Source organism: Mesorhizobium sp. C399B (genome assembly GCF_030323185.1).
Lineage (GTDB): Bacteria > Pseudomonadota > Alphaproteobacteria > Rhizobiales > Rhizobiaceae > Mesorhizobium.
Genome location: NZ_CP100472.1, coordinates 4,257,982 through 4,269,868 on the forward strand (window position 1 = coordinate 4,257,982; position 11,887 = coordinate 4,269,868).

Genomic DNA, 11,887 nt, shown 5'->3' on the forward strand with positions numbered 1-11,887 from the left:
CAGCTGGGTAGGTGTCATTCAAAAAAGTGCATTACAGCCGCGAACACGTGCGGACTGCCGGGCTAGAGCGAACGCGCGACGGACGCCACGACTCGAGATGCGGACGTGGCCTGACACATCCCGCTTTCGAATTCTTCGCTAGTCCCCCAACAAAGCAGTCCGACTATGAAATCTTCGTGGCTTCTGCTGGTCAACACTTGTCACGACCGATATGAACGATCCAGCATTGGGCATTTACGTTGTGAGTGGATTGGGAGGGCTATCGATGTCTGAGACTGGTGGTGTTGCTCAAGAACTTGAGCGGTTGGCCGCACTACGAGCTTCTGGCGTGTTGACAGAAAAGGAATTTGCCCAACAAAAAGCTTCTGTTCTCAGCGGCAAACCGGATACGCGTAAAAAGGGTCGCCTCAGCATTTTTTGGCTGGTAATCATGCTAGGCGGTGCAGCAGCGTATTATTATGTGAATGAGCACCCGGAAGCGCTACTTACAGGTCTTCCGACCTGCAACTCAACTGAAGCTCGGAACATGGTCGAAAACATGATTGCGGAAAATTCGACTGGTCTTGATCAAGGAAGGAAAATCGTTCGATGGCTGGGTGATTCAAGCTCCAAGTCACAGCCAAACCCTAAAGTTGTGGTGTGCCGCGCCCGTGTCTCCCTGAATAGCAACATCGAGACCGGGATGAATTATAAATTCGAACAAGGCGACGACGATAAGGTCTACATCAGTGCTGATTTCGATGGTTTCTAAGGTGAATTTTCGATTAGTAATTTCCGCCTTTTTGCACTTTCAGAAATTCTTGCGATGGTCGATATCTGATCGCTTAACTCGATACGTCAAGTTTCAGCCCGACTCTCTCGCACGCCAACCGGGCGACCTGTGTCGCCGAAGAGCCATCTACAAGAAAGCTCCACTTATAGTCAGCGCCGCTTGTCCCGACGGCCGCAGTCTCGGCACCGCCTAGGGTGAACAGAGTTCCCTTATTGCAGTCGTATCGAGCATGGGTAAACCACATTCCGCTTTGACTGCTGTAGCGGGAGTGCAGGACGTTTACGACACCCTTGCCTTCGTAAGTCACTTTGCGAACCGTGTAGGTTGCCTGTGGCTCGCCCGGCCGATCTATCACTAAAGGCTCTGTCAGGTATCCGCCGTCGTACTTGGCTTCAACCGGGACGGCCGTAGGCGCGATCTCCTCCGGCGCGCCCTTTGTACTCTTCATGATTTGGCCAAGAAATCCAATCGCGATGAAACCGAAAAGACCAATAGCACCATAGAAGGCATAGTTATTTGCCCCCCTACGCTTGGCCGCAGTTGCAGTGGCCTTGACTTGACCAACGGCGGCAACCTTGGCTGCTCGTTTCCCGAATTCCCTAAGTTCTTTTACGTCCATTTGGCTTCGACCTTGCACAATCAAGCACCTACTCTCCATCTTCCCGGTCAATAATTCGTTGTATCGCCAGTCATGCGCAGCACTGCAAAGATTCCTCAGGGATTGGAACCCCCATCAAGCGGAGCTCACCAACCAAGCATCTGGAGCGCTGTCACGGCCACGTTATCTCCATTGGCGACATTCGGTGCAAAGAACGCGATGATGACCAGAAGGATGGGAGCCCTCATGAACTTCATGGTTTGCCCACGCCAAAGGCCGCGTTCGGCCCATCTCGGGTTGCGGGCAACTTTCGATGCGCGACAATCGCAACGGAGTTAAGCAACCATGTCTTTAGGCCCCCACCGCCTAAGATTGCACCCAACGACTTCGCCGAGGTGCAGCTGCTGGTGTCAGATTCGTGAGTGGCGGTTGTTGCTATTCTGTAGCTATGGGTCAAAATACCCTGCGTTCCGCCTGCAAGGGAAAGGCAAAATTATTATTTGAAAACAAAATGGTGGGCGATGACGGGCTCGAACCGCCGACATCTTCGGTGTAAACGAACCACGCATCCATCGGCTCCCAGGAGCATGCTTCGGGACGCCCTATGGCCGCTGCCAAGACAGCTTCGCATCCTGTAGCGCGTCGAGCGAATAGGAGCTCAGTTTCGCAATTTCAACGGCCATGGTCTTGATGGTGACCTCACCGTAGGTATCCGCAACTGTCCGTGCCGCCTGTCCCTGCACTGCATCCAGAATTCGGGGTGGAATTCCGGCCTCCATTCCAATTGTTTTGAAACGATGACGCCAGCCATGATTGGGTGCGACATTCGGGTCTGACACAAAGGCGCGCCCGAACTCGGCGAGCCGGTTTTTCAAGCCGCGCAGAGCCCCTCGGACGTTGTCAGACGCATCAACATTCAGGAAAAGGTGGCCGCTTGGAGCCCCTTGTACGAAAGCAGGGAATCCAAGGTCGACTACCTGCTGATGGAGGGGCACCTCGCGAGCTTCATTGGTCTTAACGGTTCCGGCATCAGGGGTAATGCGAATGACCCAAACTTCGCCGCGCAGGGACACGTCCTGCTTTCGCAACTGGGCCAATTCGCCTACGCGAGCTCCAGTGAAGGCACATAACCATGGTATCCAACGCTTCGCCGCAAATGTCTTGGGATTTTCCTGGCCTCGCTGATGAGATAGCGCGCCAGAAAGGATCATTTTGGCCTCTTCATCAGAAAAGCCCTTCGATCTATGGCGAGCAGGCTTTCCGACCTTTAAGGTCACGCCGACAGCCGGGTTGTGAGCGACGATTCCGTTGGCGACGCCCCAGCCGAAGACGACTTTCAGAGCCGAGAGATTGCTATCCTTAAACGTCTTTGCGGAAATGATCTTTCCGGTTTTCGGAGACGGTGTGCTCAGTCGGTGATCTTTGAAGGCAATGATATCCTCAACCGTAACCTTCAATGCATCGTTGTGTTTCAGAAACCGGGCAAGATAGGCAAAGGCGTCTCGGTAGCTTTCATAAGTGCTCGGTTTTCGGCCCGCTGCTTTGCTCTCCTTCCACCAACCGTTCACGAGTCCAGTCAAAGTCGCTGCGTCGGACCTATCCTTTGCGGCCGCCCTCTTTGGCGACCGGCCGTCAGTTCGCGGAGGATTTGCCGGACGATGAATCCCCGCGGGCTCCTCTTCTGGTTCAAACTCCCCGCGTTCAAGCCTTTGCAGTGTCAAGCTAGCTCGCTGCAGAGCGGCCCCTACAGCACGTGCAGTCTTGTGGACGCTCCACGGATCGTCGCTGTAGTCATTGTCGGCCAGGATGGCCTCAGCCCTGCTAATGCAACCGACCCTCATCGATTTCCAAAAGATATTCTCGATTGGCATTGTCCCCGGGATGGGATCAGCGACGCCTTCCACTCCAACAACAGGATCGGTTGATGGCAATGGGTACCTTTTCCACATCCCCTGATACAGATCGGTGTGCCAGTGGAGTTGCTCGCTCGGATTGTCATAGAATTTTGCAAGCCATTCGTCGTGCACGGCCGTGGCAAGAAGGTGCGCCTCTCGGTCCGTGATTGGGCGAGGTGTGAGCGCATCTGCATCGGCAGCGGAAGGACGACCCGAGTCGGTTCTATTGACCGAGCGATTTCCGAGCCGAAGCTGCGCCCATTCGTGTTCAAACTCCGCAAGGACCTCCGCGTACTTTCGCTTTGCCTCTTCGGGGTCCTTCGTTCCGAGCGTCTTGTTGACTTCCCGGCGGCCGGTCAACAGGGCAACGTCGACTGGCACCCGCTTCCGGAACCAGTAAACGCCGGTCTTACGATGTTTTACGGGACGGCTCATTGCTAGGACCATGTGTAACACCTGTGTGTAGCACTCGGGTAGCCCTAAGCATATAATTTTGCTGGTTTTTCAGCTGCATCAACACCTTAGGAAGTGGATGGTGCCCAGAGGCGGAATCCAAGTGAAGAAAATCCCGTTTTCCTTTCAGAGACTTATACGAAGGCTAGTCGCATCTACTACCAACAGAAATACCAACAAAATATTTCTGTGGATTGGTTCGGTTCCTGCTATTCTCTCAATGCCTCGCACCTGCACCTTGTCTCTTCCGGTTCGGTCTAGATCCTTCTTGGGTTATTTATCATCATGCAGGGGGTCGAGTGAAGACCACGGCTGCCCAAGACCACTCAATGAGAACGGATGGCCGCTTGCGGCCCAAATGCGCCTGATGTCGGTCGTTCATTCGCTGTGCAAATGGTCCCAAAAGCCGCCGTCGTCTAAGCTAACCTGCTACGTCGCGCCTTACTTGCACGCCCTACTTTCAAGCGCTCTTCGTACTCCTTCCAAGCCATATAGTCTTCCTCGTTGTCAAAATCGGGCTGTGAGAAATCGGTGAGTTCATCGCAGCTTAAACAGTGAAACATCTGCGATGCGTCCTGAAAGTGCATGCCGCACAAGCAGCCACAAAACGGGCAGCACTCTTCAAGCTCGAGGTTGCTCCAGTCCCAGACGCCGAGATATTCAGGTGAGCCGTCACGATCGTGACCGACGACTTCAAAGGCATCTGCATTCTTTTCGACGAAACCCTTGATGCCCGCGCGTTTCAGATCCTCGAGAATGTCGGCGGGTTGAAGGTAGAACCACTCTCTGGCGCTACTCCCTCCATGCCGGCCAATGTTATGCGCTGCATATTTCTCGTGGAGCCGCCTTTCCGTTTCGGCCTCATTCTCCGCTTCGATCCACCCCACTACCTTTAGCGGGCGCGAGTTGCCGGTCTGTAAGGCACCTCGACGACCTCTAAGGTTCGTCGCGCGACCGATCTTCATCCGCCAATCGGCGTTATTCTCCTCGAGGATGAAATAAATGGGCATCGCTAATCGCCTCCCATGTCAAACAAGCTACGCGGCTCTTACGCACTCACATGTCAGACGTTAAGGTAGAATTTTCGTGCGCCCCGAAAATCGGCGGGGTATGCCCATCCTCTATCCGGCCGCCGCGCTTCACCATTCAATAGGCCGGACTGCAGGGGTCAGCGTGTAGGGTGTGCGCAGATATTGCATCCTGACTGCGAGATCCAACGATTTATGATAGTATTCCCGAAACGTCGCTGGCGGGCCGGGGAATGAGTTATGACTACGATGAGCGTAAGTGGTTTTTTGAACGCCGTACTGACAAGACGATAATTAGTAAACGTATTCCTGGAATGGCTCCCGGCCAGCATCTGCGTATCGCTACACACATCGTAGAAGGAGAGGCCGGCCTCGTATTTGGAACGATAAAGGACGAAGTCGTCCTCCGCCGAACGCCGGCCGGAAGATACGAGCTAAAGGCCACGTTCTTTGAGGACGATCGATCGATCTCATCGCTGACTATTCAGAAACATCTTAGTCGGACAGGACCGCACGATAAGCAGCATTTCACGCTGGTCGGGCCGGAGATCAACACGCTGATCGGGTTCCCCGCAGGCCTTGAGACCATACCGCTCGACGACGCGTCAAAGGTTCACGTATCGGATGATGTGGTGCGCGACCTGGTGCTTAACCAGGCGCAAGCACGTCGCATCTTCGAGAAGAATTCCGACGTTTTCCTCGAACTGGCCCAGAACGAGGAAGTGGCAAGAGATTTGGTTGCACTCGGATATCGCCGAAAGCAGCTCGCTCACTCCGATCGACTGCTTAACGACAACGCATTCTTCTCCGCAGAACGGCAACGGCTCGGGTGCCGACCGGAAGACGTGTGGCAACGCTTTTTCGAGGCCAACACATGGATATTTGGGTACGGCCTGTCGTACCAGTTTCTTTCTTAGCTTAACGAGAGGAAACTGGAAAAGATTGTGCGCGGTAACACGCTTGATGGCGCTGGAAAACGCGTCGATGGATTAATGAAGACCCGCGGCATTATCGGTTCACTGTGTTTTGTGGAGATCAAGCGGCACGACACGCCGCTTCTGGCTTCTTCGCGCTATCGCCCGGATACTTGGCAGCCTTCGTCCGAGCTTACCGGTGGCGTTGCACAGATGCAGGCAACGGTTCATGGTGCCGTCGAGCAGCTGGGATCTCTTTTGACGCCCAGCTCCGCGGACGGCGACCCGACCGGTGAAGCGCTATCAACATCGAGCCGCGATCCTGTCTCGTCATCGGTTCGCTGGCCGAATTTCAATTTGATCGTGGGACGAATCTCCCGAAGTTTCGCTCATTCGAGCTTCACCGGCGCCACACCAATCGCCCAGAAATTGTCACGTTCGATGAGTTGTTGGAGCGCGCGAGGTTCATCGTGGAACATGGTCCAGAGCAGATGGATCAAGGTTGATTGTCAACAGGGATGCTGCGTGTAGTTCAGGCCTCCGCTCACCGCGCTTGACTACCCATAATCCGACCTACCCGTGGTCGCCTGCTGACGCGCAACTTTTGGCTGTTAGAAGCCGACACGCCAGCTCAGGCCCACCCCATCGCGTTGCGAATGTCTCGGATACTTCAAACCAGCTGCCGTCATTGCCTGCACCATGGTTCTCGCCCATGCAGGAACATTCGCAATCGTGCCCAGTTGCGTTGAGGCAAGCAGGGGAACATTTCTCCTGCTCGCGGTACGGCTGAATAATGTAAACGCTGCGGTAGCGTACAAGCGCGCGATCGACGAAATCATTTAGCCAGGCTTTCGGCAAGTCCCAGCAACGCAGCTCCTCGATCCATTCCGGGCGATGCCGGCGTTCATTGCGCAGCCACTTGCGATTGCCTTCTCCGTAGGGCAACCGCACCCGTAATTTCTCGCCCTTACCGATGCGTCGCAAGATGACCGGGATGGCTTCTTGATTCCACACCCGCTTCAGCTGCGCGTCGTCGAACAAAAGGTCCATGTCATCTTTCCCCGAGCGGCCGTTATAGTACGCGTTCGTTGTGCCGCAAGCGAGGTCGCCCTGGCTGGCCTTGCGCCTTGCAGGAACGCGATGCGGTCGTCGAGCGCTGGCCTCGCGAGGAGGTCGCGCCGACCTATGGCCGCGTGAGGGCCGATCCAAGCTGCGGCATCGCTGCCGCTGACGCGCTCGCGGACCATGTGAAACCGCGCGAAGTCATCCTTTTGCCCGAGACCCGACACCCTCATTGCCGAATGCGGTGCAGCCGAAAAAGCTTCTCGAAGAAATCCGTGATCCTCGCCTCGGCACCGCTACCGACCAGTTCATTCGCGCCGAACCGGTAGACCTCATATCCTGCAAGGCGCAGTTCACGGTCAGCCGACACCATGTCGGCATAGACATTCAATGATGGGAGGTCGTTTTCCGAGAAATGGTGCTTGCCATCGACCTCGATCACGATGCGTTGACGGTTGCGAAGTAACATAAGGAAGTCCATGCGCTGACGCGGCAGAGGCAGTCGATGACGCAGGGTCTTCACCACTGCAGGGTCATAGTGAAGATAGACTTGCGGCAGGAGTGCGGGCAACTCCTCGCCGAGGGCGGAGCGATAGGACTTGAAGTAGGTCGCGAAAAGCTTGCGTTCCGCGTCCGAGGCCAGCGATTCCTGAAGGCGCGCCCCGAGTTTTGCGGCATCTGCTCCCGGCGCAACCTCGCCCCACCAGGCGACGAGCTCCGACCACAGAAGTCCGCTCGCGCCGATCGGCCGGTCGTAAACAAGGCAGCTCTCTTCGCCGGACAGTATGACGATGTCGTTGTTGATCGCATCGGCGAAGCCGATCTCCGGCTTTGGTCCCCGCGAGGCAAAGATCAGGTTCTTCGGCCTGCCACCGACCCCGCGCACAACAGAGCGAAAACTGAAGAGCGGATGACCGGAGATTTCGCCATCCTGGGCCAGCTCATATCCATCCCGCGAAAGGACCTTGTTCAGGGCAGCGACCGTCTTCGCCTGCTCATCGCCAGATCGGGAAAGGGGGTGAACAGCCTGTTCGAGCAAAGCGCCGAACCTGGCCCTTGAACAATCGAAGGCCCCGATCTCAGATCGAGCCGACGGCAACGCAAGACGAAGAGACCGTCTCGATCGCGAGCCAGGTAATCTAATGCGACAATACCGCAGATCCCGTGCTCGCGGCCGTGCCTCCCGCCACTAACGACCCATCAGCCGAACCGGACGGCTTGCGCTTCCGTGCCCGTGCTGCGGCGGACGCATGATCATCATCGCGATGTTCGAACGGGGAGGCAGTTGCTCAGACCGCCACACCATTTTGTGATGCGATCTTTCAAAGAACAGCAAGTTGAAGCGCCATAGCCGACGCCTCCCGCGAGATTCTGACCTTCCTATGCATTGCACCCACAGGTGAAGAGACCGTCGAGATGGATCTTTCGTTCAGAAGGAAACTGCCATGCGAACCACCGAACGTGATCGACCGCCTTCCGGCTGGTTTGTGGTCGACGTGATGCGCCGCGAAGCCCGGAAGTGGGACTGGACGGCGCTTATGACCGATACGCATCCTGATGACGATCTAGAAGCTCGGATCTTTGCGAAGCAGTGCTGGGTCCGCATTCCCGGCAAGCACCGAAACCGAGATGAGGCTTGGGATATGTTCGAGGCGATGTCAGCCACGCGGCACTGACTGACTTTCATTCCGCAGAAGAGAAACGAACAGCCCGCTGCCGCTGGTGGCGGTGTTTCATGTCGCCTTTCATGTCGCGCACCATTAAAAACCATTGAAAACCAAGGATACTCAGTTGCAACATGAAACGCGGACATTTCTGCATTTGAGGTACGTTAAGATGCTAAATTCACTACAGAAAGAAGTGGTGACCAGAGGCAAATGAGGAAATATGTCTGTGCCTTCAGGTGTTACCACTCTCAAAGAAACCAAGAAATACAACAATATATTTCTGTGGCTTATTTCATTCCTCCCGGAATGTCCGACTGATTTGGTCCGACAGCGGCTTCACAAAATAGGAAAGCGCCGTACGCTCGCCCGTCTGGACCATCGCTTCGGCCGGCATGCCGGGCACGAGCGTCAGGTCCTTGAGCTTCGTCAGTTCCGCATGCGGAACCGATAGACGCACCAGGTAATACGAAATGCCGTTTTTTTCGTCCGTCGCCAGATCTGCTGCGATCCGGCTGACATATCCGTTCAATTCCGGCGTGGTTCTCAGATTGAAGGCTGACATCCGCAGCACGGCCTTGTGACCAAGCTGGATTTGGTCGATGTCCTTCGGGGTGATCCGTACTTCCAGCGCAAGATCGTCGCCTTTCGGCACGATTAGCATGATCGGATCGGCGGGCGTAATCACTCCGCCGACCGTATGAACTGCGAGTTGTTGAATGGTGCCTGACTGCGGCGCGACGATATCGATCCGTCGCAGTTCCTGTTCAGCCGCCACCTTGCGCTCACCATACTCCCCGATCTGCGCCTGAACCTCTCTGAGCTCCTGGCCGACTTCGGTCTTGAAATCCTGATCGATCTGCGGGATCTGCAGGCGCGTTTCGGCTATGCGGGCTGCTGTCTGTGCCTGATGTGCGATCTTCTCACCGCGTTCACCACCGAAAGTGGCAACCTGGATCTTCAGGCTGTTCAACCGTTGGTCCGAGACAATGCCTTGGTCGCGCAGCCCACTCAGAACAGCAATTTCCTTTAGGAGAACCTCGATCCTTTTTTCACAGGCAATTTCCTGCGCCTCGAATCCTTCGATCTCGTGGTGATATTGAGTAATGTGTTCCGCCAGTTGCGCCTGCTTTCCGTCGCGGGATTGTCTGCGGAATTCGAACAGCAGCGTCTCGCTATGTATTGCCGAAGCTACGTCCGGAACATCTCTTCGGGCGAGCAGCCAGTCCGGGAAGGCGATCTCCGCGAGATCGTCACGTTCAGCATCGAGTCTTGCCTGGTAGGCGGCGAGCTCATCGAGCCGCTTGGTGACTATGGCGAGATTGGCGCGCGTCTGGGTGGCATCGAGCCGCATGAGGATGTCGCCGGCTTTCACTTTATCGCCTTCGCGCACCAGGATTTCTCCCACCACCCCGCCGGTCGGGTGCTGCACCTTCTTGACATAGGAATCGACGACAAAGTGTCCGGACGCGACAACCGCACCGGAGAGATTCGTGAAGGCCGCCCAGGCTCCGGCTCCTCCCACAAAGATTACGCTCGCCAGAAGGCCCGCCACCAGGTGGCGGCGAATGGAGCTGGAAATGTCATTGTTCTGATGAATGCCGGACACCGGGATCCTCCATGTCAGCGCGCTCTCCCACGTGATCCTGTGTAGACTCGATGGCGTTGACGCCAGCGCCTCGTGCCATCGCTGTCCCCTTCAGGACTTTGGAAAGCGCTTCATCACGCGCACCGAATGCTCGCTGCCGTCCACCTTCCATCACCAACACCAAATCCACGGCGCGGATGGCGCTGGGCCGATGGGCGACGACAACCGCAATGCCCTTGCGCTCGCGCACGGAGGCGATCGCCTTAATGACCGCAGCCTCGCCTTCCGAATCGAGATTGGCATTGGGTTCATCCAGCACAACAAGGAAAGGGTCTCGATAAAGAGCACGGGCAAGGCCGATACGCTGGCGCTGCCCGGCGGAAAGTGCCGATCCGGCCTCACCGATCGGAGTTTCGTAGCCGTGCTCAAATCGGAGGATCAGTTCGTGCGTGCCCGCTGCTTTCGCCGCGGCGACAATAGCCTCAGGGTCAGGATTATCTTCAAAACGAGCGATGTTTTCGGCAATGGTGCCGTCGAACAGTTCAACACCTTGCGGCAGATAGCCGATATGACGGCCTAGTGCTTCCCGGTCCCATTGATCGAGGCTTGCGCTGTCGATGCGAACTTTTCCGGCGACCGGCGCCCATGCGCCGACGATGGCGCGCGAGAGTGTCGACTTGCCCGAGCCCGATGCACCGATGATCCCGAGTGCGCTTCCCGCCTGAATGGCAAACGCAAGGCCGGTCACGGTCGGCTTCCTTGCGCCGGGCGGAACGATTGTCACGCCTTCGAGGCGCAGTTCGCGTTCAGGTGCAGGCATTGGCATAACGGCAGCGGATTCAGGAACCTTTTCCAGGAGTTCCTCCAGCCGCGCCCAACCCTGGCGCGCCATGAGGAAAGGTTTCCAGCTTGAAATGGCCAGATCGACCGGAGCCAGCGCGCGCCCCATCATGATCGAACTGGCAATCATAACCCCGGCCGTAGCCTCCTGTCTGATGACAAGGTACGCGCCGACGGCAAGAATGGCCGATTGCAGCAGCACGCGCAGCGATTTTGAAATGGCACCCAGCCCACCTGCCACGTCCCCAGCTTTCCGGTTGGCGGCCAGAAACTTGGCATTGGCCTTTTGCCATCGGGCAGCGATCCGCTTTCCAAGACCGAGAGCTTGCACGACCTCGGCATTGCAACGCGCTGCTTGCAGCAGACCATTGCGTGCCATGTTGTGGGAAACGGTATCGCTTATCGGCCGTTGCGAGAGAGTGTTGGCAAGGAGTGTCAGAGATGTGAGGCCGACCGCCCCGATAAGTGCCGTCATGCCGATCCAGAAATGAAGGAGGAAGCAAATGCCAAGATAAAGCAGCATCCATGGCAGATCGAAGAACGCTGTCGGACCATTTCCACCTAAGAAGCCGCGAACATTGTCGAGATCGCGAAGCGGCTGTAAGCCGTCGCCCGGCATGCGCGTTGAAAGCGGAAGGCGAACGATCGCATTGTGAACGCGTCCGGAAAACTCTCCATCGAAACGCTCGCCAATCCGCAGCAGCACGCGGGCGCGCAAAATGTCGAGCAAGCATTGGAACGCATAAAGCCCCGCAGCAAGCACGACGAGCCCCACCAGCGTCGATACGCTGCCACTTGCCAGAACGCGGTCATAGACTTGAAGCATGAACAGCGGCGAGATCAGCGCAAGCACGTTGACCACGCCGCTGATCAACAGAATTCCCCAAATAGCGGAAGTCAGAGGGAAAGGTCTCAAAGCTGAATCCTTCAAGGAATGGTTACTCACGTAGGTCTCCGTGAGGATCTGGCGACCCAGCTCCCTATATTGCTCCCCGAGCGGCAACCGACTCGCTGATTCAGGATCAGTGCTCCCGCCGAATTTGTTTGGTTTGGCATCTAATGGAGCGGGTCAA

General features: G+C 56.4%; 11 protein-coding genes. 4 read left to right on the plus strand and 7 right to left on the minus strand.

The features are described from left to right. Nucleotides 1–265: 265 nt before the first annotated feature. Nucleotides 266–751, plus strand: a complete 486-nt coding sequence (locus tag NLY36_RS20415) for an SHOCT domain-containing protein (RefSeq protein ID WP_023736259.1) — start codon at nucleotides 266–268, stop codon at nucleotides 749–751. Nucleotides 752–824: 73 nt separating this feature from the next. Here NLY36_RS20415 and NLY36_RS20420 read toward each other — a convergent pair whose 3' ends face one another. From NLY36_RS20420 to NLY36_RS20430, 3 genes are all read right to left on the minus strand, one after another. Next, complete coding sequence (locus NLY36_RS20420; protein WP_023736260.1) at nucleotides 825–1,391, minus strand: hypothetical protein; 567 nt, start codon at nucleotides 1,389–1,391, stop codon at nucleotides 825–827. A gap of 581 nt (nucleotides 1,392–1,972) precedes the next feature. Further along, nucleotides 1,973–3,712, minus strand: a complete 1,740-nt coding sequence (locus NLY36_RS20425; protein ID WP_050591523.1) for a DUF6538 domain-containing protein — start codon at nucleotides 3,710–3,712, stop codon at nucleotides 1,973–1,975. Between the two features lie 422 nt (nucleotides 3,713–4,134). Then, complete coding sequence (locus NLY36_RS20430) at nucleotides 4,135–4,728, minus strand: GIY-YIG nuclease family protein (RefSeq protein WP_023736263.1); 594 nt, start codon at nucleotides 4,726–4,728, stop codon at nucleotides 4,135–4,137. Nucleotides 4,729–4,979: 251 nt separating this feature from the next. On the opposite strand from NLY36_RS20430, the gene NLY36_RS20435 reads away from it, so the two are divergent. Together NLY36_RS20435 and NLY36_RS31755 are read left to right on the plus strand one after the other, a co-directional pair. Next, nucleotides 4,980–5,663 (plus strand): hypothetical protein, encoded by a 684-nt coding sequence (locus NLY36_RS20435; RefSeq protein ID WP_050591525.1) that lies wholly within the window; start codon nucleotides 4,980–4,982, stop codon nucleotides 5,661–5,663. Between the two features lie 27 nt (nucleotides 5,664–5,690). After that, a complete protein-coding gene (locus NLY36_RS31755; RefSeq protein WP_156933225.1) occupies nucleotides 5,691–6,191 on the plus strand; it encodes a Shedu anti-phage system protein SduA domain-containing protein in 501 nt (166 codons plus the stop codon). A gap of 42 nt (nucleotides 6,192–6,233) precedes the next feature. Here NLY36_RS31755 and NLY36_RS20445 read toward each other — a convergent pair whose 3' ends face one another. Both NLY36_RS20445 and NLY36_RS20450 read right to left on the minus strand, forming a co-directional pair. Next, a complete protein-coding gene (locus NLY36_RS20445) occupies nucleotides 6,234–6,710 on the minus strand; it encodes a hypothetical protein (protein WP_023736264.1) in 477 nt (158 codons plus the stop codon). A gap of 241 nt (nucleotides 6,711–6,951) precedes the next feature. Next, the gene (locus tag NLY36_RS20450) at nucleotides 6,952–7,761 is read right to left on the minus strand and encodes an AbiJ-related protein (protein ID WP_245260278.1); all 810 of its coding nucleotides are present in this window, start codon (nucleotides 7,759–7,761) and stop codon (nucleotides 6,952–6,954) included. A 406-nt stretch (nucleotides 7,762–8,167) separates the two neighbouring features. On the opposite strand from NLY36_RS20450, the gene NLY36_RS20455 reads away from it, so the two are divergent. Next, nucleotides 8,168–8,398 carry a hypothetical protein gene (locus NLY36_RS20455; RefSeq protein WP_023736267.1) on the plus strand — a complete coding sequence of 77 codons (231 nt, stop codon included), beginning with the start codon at nucleotides 8,168–8,170 and terminating at the stop codon, nucleotides 8,396–8,398. A 283-nt stretch (nucleotides 8,399–8,681) separates the two neighbouring features. Here the strand turns inward: NLY36_RS20455 and NLY36_RS20460 are convergent, their stop codons facing one another. Both NLY36_RS20460 and NLY36_RS20465 read right to left on the minus strand, forming a co-directional pair. After that, the gene (locus NLY36_RS20460) at nucleotides 8,682–9,995 is read right to left on the minus strand and encodes an HlyD family type I secretion periplasmic adaptor subunit (RefSeq protein WP_286461338.1); all 1,314 of its coding nucleotides are present in this window, start codon (nucleotides 9,993–9,995) and stop codon (nucleotides 8,682–8,684) included. Next, nucleotides 9,970–11,745: a type I secretion system permease/ATPase gene (locus tag NLY36_RS20465; protein ID WP_245260296.1), complete on the minus strand. Its 1,776-nt coding sequence runs from the start codon at nucleotides 11,743–11,745 to the stop codon at nucleotides 9,970–9,972. Before NLY36_RS20465 ends, NLY36_RS20460 begins: the two co-directional genes overlap by 26 nt. Nucleotides 11,746–11,887 lie beyond the last annotated feature (142 nt).

Coding starts and splice junctions, on each gene's coding strand:
- NLY36_RS20445 (WP_023736264.1), bottom strand. CDS start 6,710: ATGGACCTTTTGTTCGACGACGCGCAGCTGAAGCGGGTGTGGAATCAA.
- NLY36_RS20455 (WP_023736267.1), top strand. CDS start 8,168: ATGCGAACCACCGAACGTGATCGACCGCCTTCCGGCTGGTTTGTGGTC.
- NLY36_RS20425 (WP_050591523.1), bottom strand. CDS start 3,712: ATGGTCCTAGCAATGAGCCGTCCCGTAAAACATCGTAAGACCGGCGTT.
- NLY36_RS20430 (WP_023736263.1), bottom strand. CDS start 4,728: ATGCCCATTTATTTCATCCTCGAGGAGAATAACGCCGATTGGCGGATG.
- NLY36_RS20420 (WP_023736260.1), bottom strand. CDS start 1,391: ATGGACGTAAAAGAACTTAGGGAATTCGGGAAACGAGCAGCCAAGGTT.
- NLY36_RS20435 (WP_050591525.1), top strand. CDS start 4,980: ATGAGTTATGACTACGATGAGCGTAAGTGGTTTTTTGAACGCCGTACT.
- NLY36_RS20415 (WP_023736259.1), top strand. CDS start 266: ATGTCTGAGACTGGTGGTGTTGCTCAAGAACTTGAGCGGTTGGCCGCA.